General features: G+C 72.3%; 22 protein-coding genes. 6 read left to right on the top strand and 16 right to left on the bottom strand.

All coding sequences use genetic code 11. The annotated features are described in order from the left end of the window. Positions 1-81 precede the first annotated feature (81 nt). The 3 genes from ABZT12_RS30260 to ABZT12_RS30250 are packed head-to-tail and all read right to left on the bottom strand — an operon-like array spanning position 82 to position 1,941. Positions 82-834: a DUF3710 domain-containing protein gene (locus ABZT12_RS30260; protein WP_356390391.1), complete on the bottom strand. Its 753-nt coding sequence runs from the start codon at positions 832-834 to the stop codon at positions 82-84. A gap of 1 nt (position 835) precedes the next feature. Further along, positions 836-1,360 carry a dUTP diphosphatase gene (dut, locus tag ABZT12_RS30255; RefSeq protein ID WP_356390389.1) on the bottom strand — a complete coding sequence of 175 codons (525 nt, stop codon included), beginning with the start codon at positions 1,358-1,360 and terminating at the stop codon, positions 836-838. Further along, the gene (locus ABZT12_RS30250) at positions 1,357-1,941 is read right to left on the bottom strand and encodes a PaaI family thioesterase (RefSeq protein ID WP_356390387.1); all 585 of its coding nucleotides are present in this window, start codon (positions 1,939-1,941) and stop codon (positions 1,357-1,359) included. The genes dut and ABZT12_RS30250 overlap by 4 nt, the downstream gene beginning before the upstream one ends. Positions 1,942-1,999: 58 nt before the next feature. Here ABZT12_RS30250 and ABZT12_RS30245 point away from each other — a divergent pair, with 58 nt between their 5' ends. Further along, positions 2,000-2,461 (top strand): DUF3093 domain-containing protein, encoded by a 462-nt coding sequence (locus ABZT12_RS30245; RefSeq protein WP_356390385.1) that lies wholly within the window; start codon positions 2,000-2,002, stop codon positions 2,459-2,461. A 13-nt stretch (positions 2,462-2,474) separates the two neighbouring features. Here ABZT12_RS30245 and ABZT12_RS30240 read toward each other — a convergent pair whose 3' ends face one another. From ABZT12_RS30240 to ABZT12_RS30225, 4 genes are all read right to left on the bottom strand, one after another. After that, entirely contained in the window at positions 2,475-3,383 is a 909-nt protein-coding gene (locus ABZT12_RS30240) for a hypothetical protein (protein WP_356390383.1), read from the bottom strand. A 13-nt stretch (positions 3,384-3,396) separates the two neighbouring features. Continuing rightward, positions 3,397-3,693 carry a DUF4193 domain-containing protein gene (locus tag ABZT12_RS30235; RefSeq protein WP_003997302.1) on the bottom strand — a complete coding sequence of 99 codons (297 nt, stop codon included), beginning with the start codon at positions 3,691-3,693 and terminating at the stop codon, positions 3,397-3,399. Between the two features lie 394 nt (positions 3,694-4,087). Next, positions 4,088-5,320, bottom strand: coding sequence for a HAMP domain-containing sensor histidine kinase (locus ABZT12_RS30230; RefSeq protein WP_356390381.1), 1,233 nt, complete (start codon positions 5,318-5,320; stop codon positions 4,088-4,090). A 6-nt stretch (positions 5,321-5,326) separates the two neighbouring features. Next, entirely contained in the window at positions 5,327-5,980 is a 654-nt protein-coding gene (locus tag ABZT12_RS30225) for a response regulator transcription factor (RefSeq protein WP_103549594.1), read from the bottom strand. A 414-nt stretch (positions 5,981-6,394) separates the two neighbouring features. Here ABZT12_RS30225 and ABZT12_RS30220 point away from each other — a divergent pair, with 414 nt between their 5' ends. Further along, positions 6,395-6,568, top strand: a complete 174-nt coding sequence (locus ABZT12_RS30220) for a hypothetical protein (RefSeq protein WP_356390378.1) — start codon at positions 6,395-6,397, stop codon at positions 6,566-6,568. 84 nt (positions 6,569-6,652) lie between these two features. Here ABZT12_RS30220 and ABZT12_RS30215 read toward each other — a convergent pair whose 3' ends face one another. Together ABZT12_RS30215 and ABZT12_RS30210 are read right to left on the bottom strand one after the other, a co-directional pair. Then, entirely contained in the window at positions 6,653-7,486 is an 834-nt protein-coding gene (locus ABZT12_RS30215; protein WP_356390376.1) for an inositol monophosphatase family protein, read from the bottom strand. Positions 7,487-7,494: 8 nt separating this feature from the next. Further along, positions 7,495-8,622 carry a ferrochelatase gene (locus tag ABZT12_RS30210; protein ID WP_356390374.1) on the bottom strand — a complete coding sequence of 376 codons (1,128 nt, stop codon included), beginning with the start codon at positions 8,620-8,622 and terminating at the stop codon, positions 7,495-7,497. Between the two features lie 169 nt (positions 8,623-8,791). Between ABZT12_RS30210 and ABZT12_RS30205 the strand changes: the two genes are divergently transcribed. Together ABZT12_RS30205 and ABZT12_RS30200 are read left to right on the top strand one after the other, a co-directional pair. Beyond that, on the top strand, positions 8,792-10,030 hold the full coding sequence (locus tag ABZT12_RS30205) for an MFS transporter (protein ID WP_356390372.1): 1,239 nt from the start codon (positions 8,792-8,794) through the stop codon (positions 10,028-10,030). Next, positions 9,990-11,318 carry a D-arabinono-1,4-lactone oxidase gene (locus ABZT12_RS30200; RefSeq protein WP_356390370.1) on the top strand — a complete coding sequence of 443 codons (1,329 nt, stop codon included), beginning with the start codon at positions 9,990-9,992 and terminating at the stop codon, positions 11,316-11,318. Before ABZT12_RS30205 ends, ABZT12_RS30200 begins: the two co-directional genes overlap by 41 nt. Here ABZT12_RS30200 and ABZT12_RS30195 read toward each other — a convergent pair. Further along, positions 11,242-12,015, bottom strand: coding sequence for a hypothetical protein (locus ABZT12_RS30195; protein ID WP_356390368.1), 774 nt, complete (start codon positions 12,013-12,015; stop codon positions 11,242-11,244). The genes ABZT12_RS30200 and ABZT12_RS30195 overlap by 77 nt on opposite strands. Before the next feature lie 493 nt (positions 12,016-12,508). Between ABZT12_RS30195 and sepH the strand changes: the two genes are divergently transcribed. Further along, the gene (gene sepH / locus ABZT12_RS30190; protein ID WP_356390366.1) at positions 12,509-13,534 is read left to right on the top strand and encodes a septation protein SepH; all 1,026 of its coding nucleotides are present in this window, start codon (positions 12,509-12,511) and stop codon (positions 13,532-13,534) included. Between the two features lie 86 nt (positions 13,535-13,620). Here sepH and ABZT12_RS30185 read toward each other — a convergent pair whose 3' ends face one another. After that, entirely contained in the window at positions 13,621-14,472 is an 852-nt protein-coding gene (locus tag ABZT12_RS30185; protein WP_356390364.1) for a sulfurtransferase, read from the bottom strand. Between the two features lie 318 nt (positions 14,473-14,790). Here ABZT12_RS30185 and ABZT12_RS30180 point away from each other — a divergent pair, with 318 nt between their 5' ends. After that, the gene (locus tag ABZT12_RS30180; protein ID WP_356390362.1) at positions 14,791-15,594 is read left to right on the top strand and encodes a VOC family protein; all 804 of its coding nucleotides are present in this window, start codon (positions 14,791-14,793) and stop codon (positions 15,592-15,594) included. Between the two features lie 177 nt (positions 15,595-15,771). Here ABZT12_RS30180 and ABZT12_RS30175 read toward each other — a convergent pair whose 3' ends face one another. The 5 genes from ABZT12_RS30175 to ABZT12_RS30155 all read right to left on the bottom strand — a co-directional run bounded on the left by ABZT12_RS30175 (position 15,772) and on the right by ABZT12_RS30155 (position 19,320). After that, complete coding sequence (locus ABZT12_RS30175) at positions 15,772-16,686, bottom strand: hypothetical protein (RefSeq protein ID WP_356390360.1); 915 nt, start codon at positions 16,684-16,686, stop codon at positions 15,772-15,774. 4 nt (positions 16,687-16,690) lie between these two features. Continuing rightward, positions 16,691-17,113, bottom strand: a complete 423-nt coding sequence (locus ABZT12_RS30170) for a hypothetical protein (RefSeq protein WP_356390358.1) — start codon at positions 17,111-17,113, stop codon at positions 16,691-16,693. 79 nt (positions 17,114-17,192) lie between these two features. After that, positions 17,193-17,420 (bottom strand): hypothetical protein, encoded by a 228-nt coding sequence (locus tag ABZT12_RS30165; protein ID WP_356390356.1) that lies wholly within the window; start codon positions 17,418-17,420, stop codon positions 17,193-17,195. 119 nt (positions 17,421-17,539) lie between these two features. Continuing rightward, positions 17,540-18,241, bottom strand: a complete 702-nt coding sequence (locus ABZT12_RS30160; protein ID WP_356390353.1) for a hypothetical protein — start codon at positions 18,239-18,241, stop codon at positions 17,540-17,542. Further along, positions 18,238-19,320: a BTAD domain-containing putative transcriptional regulator gene (locus ABZT12_RS30155; RefSeq protein ID WP_356390437.1), complete on the bottom strand. Its 1,083-nt coding sequence runs from the start codon at positions 19,318-19,320 to the stop codon at positions 18,238-18,240. Before ABZT12_RS30155 ends, ABZT12_RS30160 begins: the two co-directional genes overlap by 4 nt. Positions 19,321-19,376 lie beyond the last annotated feature (56 nt).

Raw genomic sequence — 19,376 nt, 5'->3', positions numbered from 1 at the left:
GGCTGCCCGTGTCGTCCGAAAGGGCCGTACCCCGCCCGGGGTACGGCCCTCTCCACGCTGCTTCCGCGCACTGCCCGCGTGCTAGCGGACCTCGGTGATCTCCGGCCCGCGCTGCAACTGGCCCATGCCACCGGAGAAGCGGGAACCCGCCTCCTCCTGCTGGACGCCCTCGGGAACCATCTGGGCGTCGTTCGGCAGCTTGAGGACGATGGGGTCGCGGGGCGCCATCGGGCCCTCGCCACGCACCACGACCGTGTCCCTGAAGATCTGTTCGAGCAGCCCGGCCGCCTGCGGCTGCACCGCGCCCTGCCCGGAGATCACTCCGCGCAGGAACCAGCGCGGACCGTCCACTCCCACGAACCGCACGACCTGGAAACCGCCCGTACCGTCCGGCAGCTGCACCGGCACCTGCGCGCGCAGCTCCCAGCCGAGCGTCCCCTCGACCTCGTCGACGATGCCGCCCTGCTGGGTGATCCCGCTGGCGATCTCCTCGCGGACCTCGCCCCAGATGCCCTCACGCTTGGGAGCGGCGAACGCCTGCAACTGGACGGCGCTGTCCTTGAGGACCACGGTCGCCGCGACGATCGCGTCCCCCGCGACCTCGACCCGCAGCTCCATGCCGTCGACTCCCGGCACGAACAGGCCGCCCAGGTCCACCCGGCCCTCGGCCGGATCCGCGACCTCCGAGTCGTCCCAGGGCCCGTCGGGGCGGGGCTCCGGTTCGAGCTTCACGCGCTCGACCGCTTCCGCCTCAGTGTCGACGTCGTCGACGACCTGCTCGGCCTCGCTCGCCGCGTCCTCGGCGGCAGTGCCCTTCTTGCGACGTCCGAACACGTCACTGTCCTTCCCGGTCGGATACGACCGAAGCGTATCGATTCCCACCCGTGGTGCCGCCCACGGCGGCGTGACCGCCGGTGGACCCGAAGCCCCCCTCGGCCCGAGCCGAGCCGGGAAGCTCCGCGACCTCGCGGAAGCGGACCCTCTCGACCTGCTGGACAACCAGCTGGGCGATCCGGTCGAAGCGCTCGAACCGTACGGACTCGTGCGGGTCGAGATTCACCACGATCACCTTGATCTCCCCACGGTACCCGGCATCAACCGTCCCCGGGGCATTCACGAGAGCGACACCGCAGCGGGCGGCGAGGCCGGATCGGGGGTGCACGAAGGCCGCGTACCCGTCGGGGAGCGCCACGGACACCCCCGTCGGCAGGACGGCCCGTTCGCCCGGCTTCAACTCCTGGCTGACGGTGGTGCGCAGATCGGCTCCCGCGTCACCGGGCCGCGCGTATTCGGGCAGCGGTACGTCCGGGTCGACGCGGCGGATCAGCACGTCCAGGTCGGGGCGGGGGGCGCGGCTCACGGGTTCACCTCGAAGGCACGGGCACGTCGGACCTGGTCCGGATCGTCCATGGCGGCCCGGATCTCCTGCGGGCGGCCGTTGTCGATGAAGTGGTCGACCTTCACCTCGACGAAGAGGGCGTCGGCCCGGACGGCGACGGGCCCGTCGGGGCCGCCGATGCGTCCGGTGGCGGTCGAGTAGATCTTGCGCCCGGCCACGGCCGTCACCTCGGCCTGGAGATGCAGCACCGTGTCCACCGGCACCGGCCGGACGAAGTCGGTCTCCAGGCGGCCGGTCACCGCGATCGTGCGCAGCAGCCAGTTCAGCGAACCCAGGGTCTCGTCCAGGGCGCTCGCCAGCACCCCGCCGTGCGCGAGACCCGGGGCGCCCTGGTGGGCGGCGCGCACGGTGAACTCGGCGGTCACGGTGACGCCCTCGCCGGCCCGCGCCGCGAGATGCAGTCCGTGCGGCTGCTCCTCGCCGCACCCGAAACACTGTTCGTAGTGCGCGCCGAGCAGCTCACCGGGCGCGGGCGCGTCGGGATGCCGTACGGGTGTCACCGCGTCGGCCGGAGGCTGAAGAGCCGGGAAAGTACCACTCACAGGCGCAGACCTTACCCGCGCGTCGGCCGCCGCCCGACACCGTGCCAAGCTTGGCCTCATGCAGCTTTCCGCCTCCCCCTACGACGAGCGCCTCACCGCCCCCCGCTCCTGGTGGCTGATCAGCTTCCTCGTGGGGGTTGCCATGGCCCTGATCCTGCTTCCGTTCGGCACCCTGCCGATGCTCGCGGGCCTGGCCGGCGGCACCGCGTTCGCCGCGGTCATGGCCAGTTCCTACGGCTCCCTGCGGATCCGGATCGTGGGCGACTCGCTGATCGCCGGCGAGGCCAAGATCCCGGTGGCCGCCCTGGGCGACTCGGAGGTCCTGGACGCGGACGAGGCGCGTGCCTGGCGCACCCACAAGGCCGACACCCGCGCCTTCCTGCTGCTGCGCTCCTACATCCCCACAGCGCTGCGCGTGGAGGTCACCGACCCCGACGACCCCACGCCGTACCTCTACCTGTCGACCCGGGAGCCGGAGCGGCTGGCGGAGGCGATCGCGGCGGCGCGAGCCGCCGTCTAGCGAGCGCCCCGGGTCAGAGCCCGAGTTCTCTGGGGAGTTCGCCCATGTTCAGGGGGTCGGCCGGCTTCTCCAGGGGAGGCAGTTCCGGCAGCGCGTCCCACGGCACCTGGATGCGGCGCAGGTCGGCTCGGATGCGGGCGGCGAGCTTCTTGGTGTCCCGGCGGTTCATCACCGCCCCTACGGCGGCTCCGACCATGAACGGCATCAGGTTCGGCAGATCGCGCACCATGCGCTTCATGATCTGCTGGCGCAGCTCGCGCTTCATGTGGCCGTTCAGCGCCGTGTTGACGGTCGACGGCTTCGTCATGTCGATCCCGCGCTCACCGGACCACGCGTTCAGGTACGCGGTGCTGCGCTGTCTGAGATTGCCCGCCGGGCGTACGCCGTAGACCTCGTGGAGTTCGGCGATCAGCTTCAGTTCGATGGCCGCGACGCCGGTGATCTCGGCGGCCAGCTCGGTCGGCATGGCCGGTGGCACCGGCAGCATCGCCGCCGCGCCGATTCCGGCGCCGACGGTCGAGGTCGCGTTGGCCGCGCCCACCACGAGCTTGTCGGCGAGCTGCTCGGGGCCGAGGCCCGGGTACTGCCCGCGCAGCTTCTCCAGGTCCCGTACGGGGACCCTGGGGGCGATGTCGATGATCCGGTCGGCGAGGTACGCCAGCCCCGCCCTGGCGCGGCTGCCGCCCTTGCGGACACCTTCCCTCGCCTTGTCCCTGATCACCGCCACCCGTCGCCTGGCGACGGGGGCGGGACCATCCGCCGGCACCGGGAGGTCAGCCCGGTGGTTCGCCGGTTCGAGCGAGGCTCCTTGATCGGATGAGCCCCGCTCGTCGTCACGCGCGCCTTGAGGGCCGTCCGACGGCCCTTCGTCCGCTCCCGGCAGGGGGGAGCGGCGCTTCCAGGGAGGGGTCGAGCCAGTCACGGCCGACCCGCCCTCAGTCGCAGTCGCGGCAGATCGGCTGACCGTTCTTCTCTCGGGCCAGCTGACTGCGGTGGTGCACCAGGAAGCAGCTCATGCAAGTGAACTCGTCCTGCTGCTTGGGCAGAACCCGGACGGCCAGCTCCTCGTTCGAGAGGTCCGCTCCGGGCAGTTCGAGGCCCTCGGCGGCCTCGAACTCGTCGACGTCCACTGAGGATGTCGACTTGTCGTTCCTACGGGCCTTGAGTTCTTCAAGGCTGTCCGAGTCGACGTCGTCGTCGGTCTTGCGTGGGGTGTCGTAATCCGTTGCCATTGTCGCTCTCCCCCTCTGGGTGTCTGCGGTGTCTCCAGCGCACGTAACGCGTGAGAGGCCGGACTTGTGCCCGACCCGAGGCGGAGATTTTGCCTCACATCAAGGTCTGTTACTGAATCGACACCCAACCGGACCCCTCGAGAGTGATCGGCTTGGATGGCGAACGGGACCGTACACGGTCCCCCTGCCGCTCTTCAAAGGCGTCTCACCGTGTACTTCCCGTGATACCGACCCCCGAAAACCCGCATTTTCCCGGCTTTACGGCGGTCGCCATGATCACGGAGAGTGGATGGCCGGTAATTCGCCCTTGTGATCGATCACACACGCGAGTGCCCCGAAAGCGGCTCTGAAATTCCGCCCAAAGCGAACATCCCCGTGTGTCGGCGCCATGCTCTCAGACAGGCAGGGTGACGCGCATCACGAGCCCACCTCCTTCCCGTGGCTGGGCCGAGATATGACCGCCGTGTGCCCGCGCCACGGACCGCGCGATGGAGAGACCGAGGCCCACACCCTTGTCGCTGCCCGTTCGCTCCGTACGCAGCCGTCTGAAGGGCTCGAAGAGGTTGTCGATCTCGTACGCCGGCACCACCGGGCCGGTGTTCGACACGACCAGCAGCGCGTGGCCGTGCTGGACCTCGGTGGTGACCTCGACCCAGCCGTCCTCGTGCACGTTGTAGCGGACCGCGTTCTGCACCAGGTTCAGGGCGATCCGCTCCAGGAGCACCCCGTTGCCCTGGACGACCGCGGGTTTCTGCTCGCCGCGGATCACGACGCCCTTGGCCGCCGCCTCGGCGTTCACCTGGTCGACGGCCTGCGCGGCGACCTCGGCGAGGTCCACGGGCTTGCGCTCGACGATCTGGTTGTCGCTGCGGGCCAGCAGCAGCAGTCCCTCGACGAGCTGTTCGCTGCGCTCGTTGGTGGCGAGCAGCGTCTTGCCGAGCTGTTGGAGCTCGGTGGGCGCGCCCGGATCGGAGAGATGCACCTCCAGGAGCGTGCGGTTGATCGCGAGCGGTGTCCGCAGCTCGTGCGAGGCGTTGCCCACGAAGCGCTGCTGGGCGGTGAACGCCCGTTGCAGGCGCTCCAGCATGTCGTCGAAGGTGTCGGCCAGCTCCTTCAGCTCGTCGTCCGGGCCGTCCAGCTCGATACGGCGGGAGAGGTCCGAGCCGGCCACCGCCCGCGCGGTGCGGGTGATCCGCCCCAGCGGGGAGAGCACGCGGCCCGCCATCGCGTAGCCGAAGGCGAAGGCGATGATCGCGAGCCCGAGCAGGGCCAGCAGGGAGCGGCTGAGCAGGTCGTCCAGAGCGTGCTGGCGCTGCTCGTTGACGCACTGGTTCATCGCGGTGTTCAGCTCGGTCGCCGAGGGCTGCGACGGGAAGTTGCAGTTGCTGCTGCTCACCGAGCCGGACAGCACCTTGAAGGGCAGCTCGCTGCCGACGTTCAGCGCGTGCGCCGCGAGCAGGTAGATGATCGACAGCAGCAGGATGCCGGCGATCAGGAACATGCCGCCGTAGAGCAGCGTGAGCCGTATGCGGATGGTGGGGCGCAGCCAGGGGAACGGCGGTTCGGGTCTTCTCGGGTCCCAGGTGGGCTTCGGGGGCGCCTGAGCGGGCGCGGGGGTCGAGGCCACTGTGGATCAGATCCGGTAGCCGGAGCCGGGGACGGTGACGATGACCGCGGGCTCGCCGAGCTTGCGGCGCAGCGTCATCACGGTGACGCGCACGACGTTGGTGAACGGGTCCGTGTTCTCGTCCCAGGCCTTCTCCAGGAGCTGCTCCGCGGAAACCACGGCGCCCTCGCTGCGCAGCAGCACCTCCAGGACCGCGAACTCCTTGGGCGCCAGCTGGACTTCCTTGCCGTCCCGGAACACCTCGCGGCGGTTCGGGTCCAGCTTGATGCCGGCGCGCTCCAGGACGGGCGGCAGCGGCACGCTCGTACGGCGGCCGAGGGCACGCACGCGTGCCGTCAGCTCGCTGAAGGCGAACGGCTTGGGCAGATAGTCGTCGGCGCCGATCTCCAGGCCCTCCACGCGGTCACTCACGTCCCCCGACGCGGTGAGCATCAGCACGCGCGTGGGCATGCCGAGCTCGACGATCTTGCGGCAGACGTCGTCGCCGTGCACGAGCGGAAGGTCGCGGTCGAGGACGACCACGTCGTAGTCGTTGACGCCGATGCGCTCCAGGGCCGCCGCGCCGTCGTACACGACGTCGACGGCCATGGCCTCCCGGCGCAGTCCGGTGGCCACCGCATCGGCGAGCAGCTGCTCGTCCTCGACGACGAGTACGCGCACGTCGCTTGTCCTTCCTCTGTCCACCCGCGTAGCGCGCCGGGGCGCACGACGGGCGGGGTCCGCATGGTGTGGGGCCTCCATCCTGCCCTTTTCGGTCATAAGTCGGCTGTAAGGCGGGTGATCGCTTCCGCCAGGCCGGGTACGGGGTTCGGGAATGCCAGATTTTCTGCGCGGGTTGAGGTTTCCACGGAAGGGAGCGGGGGGAGGACGGCTTTACACCCCGCGATCACGCTCTGCATGTGCCGCAGCACCATGCGGTACTCCGTGCTCCGCTTGTCGCAGAGCGGCCGTGGGTGTCCGGCACCGTCGCCGCCCAGCCGGGGCTGCGCTGGGCACCCCTGAGACGTGATCGCCCCTTCCGAACGGCACACCCCCGTGCCACAGGACCCACGACCCAGGACGAGGGGGCGCAGCATGGACGCGTTCACCGCAGGACTTCTGATGCGCATAAGGGCGACCGAGTCCGATCTGACGCGGGCTCGCGACGAGGGAGACGACTTCCTCGTCGAGGTGGAGCAGGCCGAGCTCGACGACCTGCGCCGCCTCGCCGCCGACCACGGTGTGGAGGTCGGCGCGACGAGCGTCTGATCAGTACCCGCACACCAGACGGAGCCCCGGCGAATCCAGCGCCGGGGCTCCGTCGCGCTCCACCGGGGAGCCGCCGTACTCGACTCAGTCGTGCCAGGCCCCAAACTCCTCCAGCAGCCTCTGGAGCGGCTCGAAGACGCCCGGAGTGGCCGCGACCGCCAGCTCGTGTGCGGGGCGCTCTCCGGGGCGTCCACCGGTCAGGACGCCCGCCTCACGGGCGATGAGGTCGCCCGCCGCGAGGTCCCAGGGGTGCAGCCCGCGTTCGTAGTAGCCGTCCAGGCGGCCCGCCGCCACGTCGCACAGCTCGATCGCCGCGGAGCCGCCGCGCCGGATGTCACGCAGCAGCGGGATCAGCTGCCGGGCGACCTCGGCCTGGTGGACGCGGACCTCGGTCACGTAGTTGAAGCCGGTCGAGACCAGCGCCTGCTCCAGCGGCGGGGCGGGCCGGCAGGCGAGCCGGCGTTCGCCCTCCCACGCGCCCGTGGCCCACGCCCCGCCGCCCAGCACCGCGTGGTACGTCTCGCCGCGCATCGGGGCGGCGACGACTCCTGCGACGGTCTCGCCGTCCCGCTCGGCCGCGATCGAGACGGACCACGTGGGCAGCCCGTAGAGGTAGTTGACCGTGCCGTCGAGCGGGTCGATCACCCATCGGACGCCGCTCGTGCCCGCGGAGGAGGCTCCCTCCTCGCCGAGGAAGCCGTCGCCGGGACGGCGCTCGGAGATCAGGTCGGTGATCAGTTTCTCGGCCGCGATGTCCATCTCGGTGACGACGTCGATCGGGCTGGACTTGGTGGCGGCGACCGCGAGATCGGCCGGCCGGCCGTCCCGCAGCAGCGCGCCGGCCTTCGCGGCGGCCTCCTGGGCGAGTGCGAGCAGTTCGGCGGCGAGAGAGTCCCCGGAGTCGGCGGAGTCGGTCATGGCGCTCCTCACGCGTAGGGGCTGTCGGCGCCCGCGGCGGCGGGGCGGGGTGCGCGGGCGGGGCAGCAGCCCGCCGGGCAGAGGTCGTGGCTGGCGCCCAGGGCGCCCAGCGCGCACGGCGTGAGGAGTCGGCCGTCCTCGCGCGCGGCGCGCTCCAGGACGAGGTCGCGGACCGCGGCGGCGAAGCGCGGGTCCGCGCCGACGGTGGCCGAGCGGCGTACCGGCAGACCGAGTTCCGCGGCCTTGGCCTCGGCCTCCGTGTCGAGGTCGTAGAGGACCTCCATGTGGTCGGAGACGAAGCCGATCGGCGCCATGACGACCGCGGGCACGCCGGCCGCGTGGCGCTCCTCCAGGTGGTCGCAGATGTCGGGTTCCAGCCACGGGATGTGCGGGGCTCCGGAGCGCGACTGGTAGACGAGTTGCCAGGGGTGGTCGACGCCGGTGCGCTCGCGGACGGCGTCGGCGATCAGCCGGGCCGCGTCCAGGTGCTGCCGTACGTACGCGCCGCCGTCGCCGTGACCCTCGGCGGGGCCGGAGGAGTGGGCGGCGGCCGTCGGGATCGAGTGGGTCGAGAAGGCGAGGTGCGCGCCGTCCCGTACCTCCTCGGGAAGGTCCGCGAGGGACTCGATGACCCCGTCGATCATCGGCTCCAGGAACCCCGGGTGGTTGAAGTAGTGGCGCAGCTTGTCGACCTTCGGGAGGTCGAGTCCCTCGGCCTCCAGGGCGGCCAGCGAGTCGGCGAGGTTCTCCCGGTACTGGCGGCAGCCGGAGTACGAGGCGTAGGCGCTGGTGGCCAGGACGAGGATGCGGCGGCGGCCGTCCCGGACCATCTCACGCAAGGTGTCCGTCAGGTAGGGGGCCCAGTTGCGGTTGCCCCAGTAGACCGGCAGGTCCAGGCCGTGGTCCGCGAAGTCCTCGCGGAGCGCGTCCAGCAGGGCGCGGTTCTGGTCGTTGATGGGGCTGACCCCGCCGAACAAGAAGTAGTGCTGCCCCACTTCCTTCAGGCGTTCCTTGGGGATGCCTCGCCCGCGCGTCACGTTCTCCAGGAACGGGACCACGTCGTCCGGGCCTTCCGGGCCGCCGAACGAGAGCAGGAGGAGGGCGTCGTAGGGGGTGGCATCGAGCGCGTCTGGCATGGGACCGATCCTGCCACCCGGCACTGACAGGCGCGGCACGGCGGGGCGGCGTTCGGGGGCGGCCCGAGCCGCCGGACAGGCCCTGGGCAACCGGGGCGATCGGCTCGTAAGCTGTATCAGCCGCATTCGCGCCTTACCGAGCCCCCGCTCCTGTCCGACCGGAGACGCCGTGCCCAGCCCCTATCGCGCCCTGTTCGCCGCACCAGGCTCCAAGGGCTTCTCCGCCGCGGGGTTCCTCGGCCGGATGCCGCTCTCCATGATGGGCATCGGCGTGGTCACGATGATCTCGCAGATCAGCGGGCGCTACGGGCTGGCGGGCGCGCTGTCGGCCACCATCGCGCTGGCCGCCGCCGCGATCGGGCCGCAGGTCTCCCGCCTGGTGGACCTGCACGGGCAGCGGCGGGTGCTGCGCCCGGCCACCCTGGTCGCACTCACCGCGGCGGCCGGGCTGCTGCTGGCGGCGCGCATGGAGTGGCCGGACTGGGTGCTGTTCGTGTGCGCCGCCGGGATCGGGACGGTGCCGAGCCTCGGCGCGATGGTCCGCGCCCGTTGGGCGGCCGTGTACCGGGGCACCCCGCAACTGCACACCGCGTACTCCTTCGAGTCCGTGGTGGACGAGGTGTGCTTCATCATCGGGCCGATCATCTCTATCGGTCTGTCGACGGCCTGGTTCCCGGAGGCCGGCCCGCTGCTGGCCGCCTGCTTCCTCGCGACCGGCGTCCTCTGGCTGACCGCGCAGCGCGCCACCGAGCCGGAGCCGCACCCGCGCGCGCCGGGGAGACAGGGTTCGGCGCTGCGCGCGGCCGGGCTCCAGGTGCTGGTGGCGACGTTCGTGGCGACCGGGGCGATCTTCGGGTCGGTCGACGTGGTCACGGTCGCGTTCGCCGAGGAGCGGGGTCACAAGGCCGGCGCCAGCGTGGTGCTGGCGCTGTACGCGGCGGGGTCCTGTCTCGCGGGCGCCGTTTTCGGGCTGCTGCGCCTGGGAGGCCGTCCCGAGCGCCGGTGGCTCCTGGGCGTATGTGCGATGGGCGTGAGTATGATCCCCCTCCTACTGGTCGGAAACCTGCCGCTTCTGGCCGTGGCGCTGTTCCTTGCGGGCCTGTCCATCGCACCCACGATGATCACGACGATGTCCCTCATCGAAGAGCACGTACCTCGCGCGAAGCTCACCGAGGGGATGACCTGGGTGAGTACCGGCCTCGCGGTCGGGGTCGCGCTCGGTTCGTCCGCGGCCGGCTGGGTGATCGACGCAGCCGGCGCGCGTGCGGGGTACGGGGTTCCGGTCGTCTCCGGTGCCGTCGCGGTCGCGGTCGGTTTCCTCGGGTACCGCCGGCTCAGCAGGCCGGCACCGGGTCGGGGAGGCACCGTTGAGCACCACAACGAGCGCGAAGAGCGGCACGTGGCGTAACTGGGGCGGCACGGTGGCGGCCCGCCCCGCGCGCGAGGTCGCGCCCGCCTCCGTCGAGGAACTGGCCGCGGCGGTACGGAAGGCCGCGGAGGACGGTCTGACGGTGAAGGCCGTCGGCACCGGGCATTCCTTCACGTCGATCGCGGCCACCGACGGAGTGTTGATCCGCCCTCAACTGTTGACCGGTATCCGCACCATCGACCGGGATGCCATGACCGTCACGGTCGAGGCGGGCACCCCGCTCAAGAGACTCAACATGGCGCTCGCCCGTGCGGGCCTCTCGCTCACGAACATGGGCGACATCATGGAGCAGACGGTCGCCGGCGCCATCAGTACCGGGACCCACGGCACCGGCCGCGACTCCGCCTCGATCGCCGCCCAGATCAAGGGGCTCGAACTCGTCACGGCGGACGGGTCGGTGCTCTCCTGCTCCGCGGAGGGGACCGAGGAGGAACGCGCGGTCTTCGCGGCGGCCCGGATCGGACTCGGCGCGCTGGGCATCGTCACCGCGATCACCTTCGCCGTGGAGCCGGTCTTCCTCCTCACGGCCCGTGAGGAGCCGATGAGCTTCGACGAGGTGACCTCCCGCTTCGACGAACTCTGGGCCGAGAACGAGCACTTCGAGTTCTACTGGTTCCCGCACACCGGCAACACCAACACCAAGCGCAACAACCGCAGCGCCGGCCCGGAACAGCCGGTGGGCCGGCTCAGCGGCTGGTTCGAGGACGAGTTCCTCTCCAACGGCGTCTTCCAGGTGGCCCAGTGGGTCGGCCGTACGGTGCCCGCCACGGTCCCCGCGATCGCCCAGGTCTCCAGCAGGGCCCTCTCCGCGCGGACCTACACCGAGATCCCGTACAAGGTCTTCACCTCCCCGCGCCGGGTGCGTTTCGTGGAGATGGAGTACGCCGTCCCGCGCGAGGCCCTGGTCGAGACGCTGCGCGAACTGAAGGCGGCGGTCGACCGTTCGGGGCTGCGGATCAGCTTCCCCGTGGAGGTGCGCACCGCCCCGGCCGACGACATCACGCTCTCCACGGCCTCCGGCCGGGACAGCGCGTACATCGCCGTCCACATGTACAAGGGCACGCCCTACCAGGCGTACTTCACCGCCGCCGAGCGGATCTTCACCGCGCACGGGGGCCGGCCGCACTGGGGCAAGGTGCACACCCGGGACGCGGAGTACTTCGCCGAGGTCTATCCGCGCTTCGGCGAGTTCACGGCGCTACGGGATCGGCTGGACCCGGATCGGCGGTTCCAGAACGACTACCTGCGGAGGGTGCTGGGTCGCTAGCCGGCGCGCTGGGCGTGGCGGAAGGGGTCGCCGCGCCCCCGGACCCGGTGCCCTGCGCGCCCTCCGTGCCGGCGCCGGGCGTCGGCGCCGGGCTCGACGCCGTACCGCCCCCGGTGTCGGGACCGGTGGACGCTGGGGAGGGAAGAGTGCCGCCGGACGGTGTGCCGGTGGCGGCCGGGGTCGGCGTGGAGGCGGCGGGCGACGGGGAGTCGGTGGCCGGTGCGGAGGACGAGCCGGCCCGGCCGGTGAGGGCGGCACCGACCGTCGTACTGGTGCCGCCGCTGAAGCTGTCGCCGGAGACCAGCTCGAACGTGGTGATGCCGGCCAGCGCGACCCCGAAGACCAGCGCGGCGGCGAGGACCGGCCGTTTCCACGACCTCACCCGGGCCCGGTGGACGGTGGCCTCGTTGAACTCGCCGAGGGCGGGCGGCCGTTGCTCTTCCCGCTTCCGGGGCCCGGCAGACGCCTTGGTCTCGCGGAGCTGCTCGCCGGTGCGGCGGAAGAAGTGCTGGAAGACCGTGCCGCCGCAGGTGGCGATGACGCTCACGACGCCTGCGCCGAGGATCGTGCCGTAGACACCGAAGTAGGAGGCGAGCTTGGCGGCCGTCACCGCGGCCACGGCGCTGCCCGCCACCTGAGCCATGCTCAGGTCGATCCGCCTGCGCCGCACCTCCTCCGGAAGACTCGGTTCGTTCATGACTTCGGGCCTTTCGCGCATACCCGGACCTGGCCTGCCTTTCCCGTACTTGATCGACTGACTGCACAAGAAGGGGACGTACGGGCGATAGCGAGAGTTCCGTTTCCGCCTATTGCGTGAAGTACGCCACTATCAAGATCGATCGACCCCGGTACCGCACGGTCAAATCCCGCCTGACGCGGGAAGTTGGGCAGCGCGCCAATCCACGCACGTGGCCCAAATGGAGTACTGTGGCCAGCCCTGGGCCCGGTCTCCCGCCAGGATGTCCGCGGCCTTTCTGGACCGCCCGGAGGGGGGCTGGTTGCACAGGGTGACGGAGTTGGTCACTTAGCGTTGCGAACAGGTAACCGTGCCATAACGGCGGTCCCGGGCCCGTGCCCGACACGCCGGGCAACTCGGCAAGGTTGTGGCAGGCTGCACCCGGGCAGGCCACACTCGACTAGCGGAAGCAGCGACGCACGTGACGTCGGCAGGCACCACCCGGGAGGTCCCCATGCCCGAACTGCGTGTCGTGGCCGTCTCTAACGACGGCACACGGCTGGTGCTGAAGGCTGCGGACAGCACGGAGTACACGCTTCCGATTGACGAGCGTCTGCGCGCCGCCGTACGCGGCGACCGTCCCCGCCTCGGCCAGATCGAGATCGAGGTGGAGAGCCATCTCCGCCCCCGAGACATCCAGGCACGCATACGTGCCGGCGCCTCCGCCGAGGAGGTCGCCCAGCTCGCCGGAATCCCCGTCGACCGCGTCCGCCGCTTCGAGGGTCCCGTACTGGCCGAGCGCGCCTTCATGGCCGAGCGCGCCAGGAAGACCCCCGTCCGCCGCCCGGGCGAGAACGCCGGACCCCAGCTCGGCGAGGCCGTCCAGGAGCGACTGCTGCTGCGCGGCGCCGACAAGGACACCGTCCAGTGGGACTCCTGGCGCCGCGACGACGGCACCTGGGAGGTACTCCTGGTCTACGTCGTGGCCGGCGAACCGCACTCGGCGAGCTGGACCTACGACCCGCCCCGGCGGCTTGTCCAGGCCGTCGACGACGAGGCGCGCTCGCTGATCGGCGAGTCCGAGGACCTCGCCGCGCCTGAGCCCAGCTTCCCGTTCGTCCCCCGGATCGCCCGGCTGCCGCGCGACCGGCCGCTGGACCGCGCCCTGGAGCGACAGGAGCGCCCGGTACTGCCGCCGGTGCCCGACCCGGTCGAGGAGAGCGAACGGGACTCGCTGACCAGCCTGTTGGAGGCGGTACCGAGCTTCCGGGGCGACATGGTCGTCCCCGAGCGCCCCTCGGAGTCCCCGGAGGAGCCTCCCGTCGAGGACGAGGCGGAGGAGCCCCCGGCGCCCGCGGCCTCCGCCGGTTCCGCCTACGCGGACGTGCTCATGCCCCGTTCCGTCGGCAGCCACCGTGACCGCCTCGTCGGCTCGACCGACCGGCAGGCCGAGGCGGACGGCGTCCGGCCGGGCCGCAGAGCGGCGGTCCCGAGCTGGGACGAGATCGTGTTCGGCACCCGGAGGAAGAAGCAGGAGTAGCCGGCCGCGGTTGGTCGGCCGCTTGACGAGAAGGGCTCCGTGCCGGTCGGCGGCGGGCCCTTCTCGTTTCTCGCGTGCGGCGTTGACTACCGCGGGTCGGGGCCCACCGCGACGGGCCGCTCCGGGTCGGCGGACCACTCCGACCAGGAGCCGACGTAGAGCGCCGCGGGGATGCCCGCGACGGCCAGCGCGAGCACCTCGTGCGCCGCCGAGACGCCGGAGCCGCAGTAGACACCGACGTCCGATCCGGCGAACGCCCCCAGGGTCTTGAAGCGGTCGGCCAGCTCCTCCGGGGGCAGGAAGCGGCCGTCGGGGCCCACGTTCTCGCTGGTGGGGGCGGACACCGCGCCGGGGATGTGCCCGCCGATCCGGTCGATCGGCTCCACCTCACCCCGGTAACGCTCCCCCGCCCGCGCGTCGAAGAGCACTCCGGTCCGGGCCAGCGCGGCGGCGCCGTCCGCGTCCAGAAGCCCCGTCACTCCGGGCCGCGGCACGAAGTCGCCCTCGGCCGGTGCGGTCGTCCCGGTCTCCAGGGAGCCCTGCCAGGACGGCAACCCGCCGTCCAGGACCCGCACGTCCGGGTGACCCGTCCAGCACAGCAGCCACCACGCCCGCGCCGCCGCCCAGCCCTGGCCGCCGTCGTACACGACGACGGGCCGGTCGGCCGACACGCCCGCGCGGCGCATCGCGGCGCCGAACTCGGCCACATCCGGCAGCGGGTGCCGGCCGCGCCCGCCGGGGGCAGAGGCCAGTTCCCGGTCCAGGTCCACGAAGGCCGCGCCCGGGATGTGCCCGGCGGCGTACTCGGCCCGGCCGTCGAAGCCGGGTTCGCCGGTGGTCTTCGCGGTGCTCAGTTGCCAGCGGATGTCGAGCAGGGAAGGCGGGTTCGGCCCGGCCACTTCGCCGGCCAGCGCGGATGCGGAGAGAAGGGGATTCATGGACCCCATCCTCGCGCAGGGGGTGGCCGCATCGTCCAGCTCCGACTACTGTGCTCGGCCGGACAGTCTCGATCACGAGGCGTACGGGACCGAACACGTGCTGTACAGCCGATGGACACCCCGCGGCAATCCCCCGGAAACGGACGGGTGCTGACAGATCCGGCATCCTCCCCGGAGGTTGCCGGACGGCGGCGCGGCCGGAGCGCGGTCCGCCACGAGGGGTGCGAGCATCGGCACGGGGCGTGCGCGCGGCTGCGGCACGCAGATCCGCGGAGCGGAAGCGAACGGCCCCCGCGAGGGGCCGAGGAGAAGGTGACGATGACCGGGACACGGGGGTCGGCCGACCTGAACGGCGACACGCCCACTCGGCGGTTGCAGGGCGCACCCTGCTGGGTGAGTCTCATGGTGCACGCGATGGCCGCGACCCAGGAGTTCTACGGGGAGCTGTTCGGCTGGGAGTTCGAGCCGGGACCCCACCAACTCGGGCCGTACGCACGGGCCCTGCTGGACGGCCAGGAGGTGGCGGGCATCGGCCAGTTGCCGCCGGACCGGCATCTTCCGCTCGCCTGGACCCCGTATTTCGCCTCCGACGACGTGGACCTGTCGGCCGAGACGGTACGGCTGTGCGGCGGCACGATCGGGGTGGGCCCGCTGGACGCGGCCGGGGCCGGCCGGCTGGCGATCGGCTCCGACCCGTCGGGGGCCGTCTTCGGCGTCTGGCAGGTGGCCGAACACCTCGGCACGTCGATCACCGGCGTACCGGGCACCCCCGCCTGGAACGAGCTGCTGACCTTCGAGACGATCACCGTCGCCAAGTTCTACGAGACGGTCCTCGGCTTCGAGGAGCAACCGGTCGCCTCGGCCGACCTCGACTACGTGACCCTCCACCTGGACGGCCGGCCCGTCGCCGGCATTCACGGCGTCGGCAACGCCCTCCCCCGGGACCGCGGCCCGCACTGGATCACGTACTTCGAGGTCGCCGACGCGGACGAGTCCCTCACCCGGGTCACCGATCTCGGCGGCCACGTCCTGACGCCGGCCCACGACAGCCCGCACGGCCGGGTCGCCATGGCGGCGGACCCCGAGGGCGCGAAGTTCTCCCTGATCCAGCACCCGCACTGATCCAGCGGGCGGCGGCCCGACCGCGGCGGCCCGGCTCGGCCCGTGGAGACCGACAGCGCCTCCGGGGAGAGGCCGCCGCCCGGGCCGTCGCCACGGTCGGCCGGCGGCGGGCCGAGCCGCGAGGAGAAGTGGCGCGCGCCCTCGCGGTCGTCACGGGTGAGGACCGCGTCGAGCGGCTCAGCTCGCCCTCCGCTCGGCGCAGAGCTCTCCCGCGCCGTTGAAGACCGGCCAGGAGAGGGTCTGCCGGTCGGTGCGCTGAGGGCAGCCGCCACCCCGCAGCACCGCCGTGATCACCATGATCGCGTTCCGGCCGCGCGGAACCCGCGTCCCGTCACAGGCCCAGACACTGAACAGCTGCCCTTCGCCATGGAGGGAACCGTCGGCCTGCCTGCTCAGTGTCGCGGGGAAGCACTGCCCCGCGGCGAACACGCGGTCCAGGCACAACGCGACGGACGTTCCGTCGCTGTTGACGTGGGCCCAGCCCCGCCGGCCCGCGCCCTGGGGGCAGTTCGAGGCGGACGTCGTCACCAGGGTCACCTTCGAGTAGGCGAAGCTCGCACCGCAGTCGACAGCGAACGGCCGGTCGTGGTTCAGCGTGCCCCAGCCGCTGTCGTACACGTTGAGGCAGGTGCCGACACCGACGGACGCGAAGGCCACGTCGACCGGGTCCGGCGGCGGGTCGGGGCGCGGCGAGGGGCTGGGGCCGAGACTGGGGATAGGGCTGGGGATGGGGCTGGGATCGGCGGCGGGGGTCGCGCCGACCTTCGTCCCCCCGTCGTCCTCGCCGGCCGGCGGCGACTCCCGGTACGGCGCGGGCCCCGCCGAGGAGCCGCCGGAGGGACCCGAACCGACGGCGGTGCCCGAGTGGTCGCGGGTCGACGCCGTCTCCTGCCACGGGTGCCACATGCCGAGAAGGAGCACGAGGCCCACGAGGGCGGCGAGCGCCGCCGACGAGGCGCTGACGAAGTAGGTGGTGTTCATGTCGCGGCCGGCCACGCTGATCCGGGACCGGCCGTCCCCTCGTACGTCGATGCGGGTACCGCCGTCGCCGTCACGGCCGGACCCGCCCGACGTACCTCCGGAGCGGCTCAAACGATCACCCCTTGACGATCTTGATGTCCCGCCCGGACATGGTGATACGGGAGCGCCCCGACGCGTTCGCGGTCAGCGTGACCGTGTCGGCATGGGGCTCCTCCCCGCGGACAGTGGGCCGCAACTCGTCGATCAGCCGCTGGAGTTCGGGCATCAGCTGCGGGTTGGCGACCAGGAACCGCCGCAGCCGCGCCTGCCATTCGCCGACAAGGTCCCCCTCGGCTCGCTCGTCCCCGTTCCGCCGCGCCACGACCATCTCGGCGTGTGCCTCGTCCAGTTCGGCCACGACCGTGTCCGCCCGTTCCGGGTGGACCCGGCGCCACAACTCGCCCATCGCCCGCCGCGCTCCCTCCCAGCCGGAGGTCGCCATCGTGCTGACCAGCGTCGACGCGGCCAGCTTCGCCAGTGCCGTCAGTTCCGCTTCCATCGCGCACCTTTCTTCGGTAGGAATCTGCTTGACGTATGTCGCCTGGAACGCGACGACCGCACGTGGTCTCTCCGCCTCGTCAGTGACGGGAGGCGAGGACCAGGAGCAGGACCACGATCCCGAGGGCGATCAGGCAGCCGACACCGCCGCCGGAGTCCTTCTTGCGGAACTCGGCCATCCCGCCGGGGACGACCCGCGGATGGCTGCGGCCGTAGTGCGCCTCGATCGCCCGCTCACCGTGGGACTCGCTCCCCCAGGCGGTGCGGTGCCCGCACTCGCCGCACCGGTATCGGTAACTGTCGGTCATGTCGGTCTCCTACTCCTCGTGTCCGGCGGTTCTGCTCGATGGGTGCGGGCGGCTCCTGGTCACGTCCTCCGGACGCCGGCAGCGGCCGGTGACATCGCCGTGCGCACAGGGGCCGTACCTCAGTCGTCGTCGCGGTCGGCGGCGGAGAGACGCTCGGCGAGGGCGTGGAGCACGACGGGGTCCGGGATCCCGGACGCCAGGGATCCGAGCACCTGCCACCGCCCGGCGACGCGGACCGCGACGGACCCGTTCCGGAGCTCGCTCCGCTGCACGTGCGTCCAGCGCAGGGACGTGCTCCCGTGGCCGACCTCTTCCTCTGTGACCCAGACGGGGCCGAAGGTGAGCCGCGCCCCCTGGGCCAGCGCGGCCAGCGCCCGCGCCACCGTGGCGTGGGTGACGGCCCGACGGATCTCGGGCGCCCACGCCTCCGGCCGGTCGAAGCCGCCGCGGCGCAGCACCAGCCACTCGCCCTCGACATCCACGAGCGCGCAGGCACGGACGACGCCCTCCGACGACAGGACCCCGCGCCGCCGCGCCACTGTCGTGTCGTAGCGGACGACACGGATCCGTCCGCCGAGGACCACCGTCATCCCGTGCTCGTAGAGGTCCAGCCGTGCGCCGGCCGTCGTCCCTTTCGTGCCGCCGCCCCGCAGCAACCCGTACGCGCGCTGCCGGAGGTCCGTCACCCGCCATCCGCGCGCGGCGACCGACGCCCGGTAGGTGGCGCGCCGTCGGCCGAGGCCCGCCCGGCCGGCGGCCGCGGAGATCCGGGCCAGCAGCAACTCCGCGTCGTGGGCGCGGGACGACCCGTCGTCGATCACGCGGCACCCGCCCGGCCGGGACCGGCGCCCGCGTGGTTCCCGCGCAGGACGGCCCAGCGCGCCCGCAGCAGCGGCTCGCCCGGCGCCACCCCCAGGTCGTCGGCGAGCCGCCGGCCGATGCGGTCGTAGGCGGCCAGCGCCTCGGCCCGCCGGCCACCGCGGTGCAGCGCGCACAGCAGGCGCGCGGCGACCTGTTCGTTCAGCGGCTCCTCCAGGGCGAGGGCGGAGAGTCCGGCGATCGCCTCGGGGACCCGGCCGAGGCGCAGCAGCCAGTCCGCCTGGCGCTGGGCCAGGGCGACCCGGCGCTCGGCGAGCCGTAACCGTTCCAGTTCGGCCAGCGGTCCGGGCAGTCCGGCCAGTGGCTCGCCTCGGAACAGCTCCAGCGCCAGGGCGCTCAGCCGTACGGCTTCGGGCAGGTCACCGGCGCGCTCGGCCTCACCGGCCGCGGCGGCGAGCTCCTCCATGCGCGTCACGTCGACCTCGGCCACGTCCCGCGCCAGCCCGTACCCGTACCGGTCGCGGCGGATCACCGAGTCCGGGCGCTCCCCCAGCCGCAGGCACTTGCGCAGCCGGTACACGTAGACCGGGACGATGTTCCCGCCCGGCGACTCCAACCCCCATACGGCGTCCAGCAGTTGCTGCCGGCTGACCGAGCGGCTCGGGTTCAGCGCCAGTGCCGCCAGCACGGCCTGCTGCCGGACCGGGCCGACATCCACGGGCTGCCCGGCGAGCCGCGCCCGCAACGGGCCGAGCACGGAGATGCGAAGCCACGGACCGGGTGCGGGACCCGTCCGTCGGCTGCCGGTGATCGCCGCCACCGCCGTCTCCCGTCGCGGACCCTGGCCGGGCACCACCAGACCGCAGTCGAAGGCGTGCACGACGGCGGCGGCCCGGTCGGGCAGCCCCAACGTCACGAGCACGCGCCCCAGCCGCCCGGCCACCACATGCTCGGGCAGCGCGAGCACGTCGGCGATCTCGGCGTCCGCCAGGCCGCAGCCGAGCGCGTAGAGCACCTCGCGCTCCTGAGCGGTGAGGGCGGCGAGGCTCGGGCAATCCTCGGGTGCGGTGGTCGCAGGCATGGCGGTTCCCCGTTCTCCGGACCGGTCGATCACCTCGACCCGGTCGATCACGTCGA

The sequence above is a fragment of the Streptomyces sp. NPDC005423 genome, from assembly GCF_040606415.1.
GTDB lineage: Bacteria > Actinomycetota > Actinomycetes > Streptomycetales > Streptomycetaceae > Streptomyces.
The sequence above is the reverse complement of the archived record's forward strand: the minus strand, read 5'-3'. Positions and strand labels throughout refer to the sequence as shown.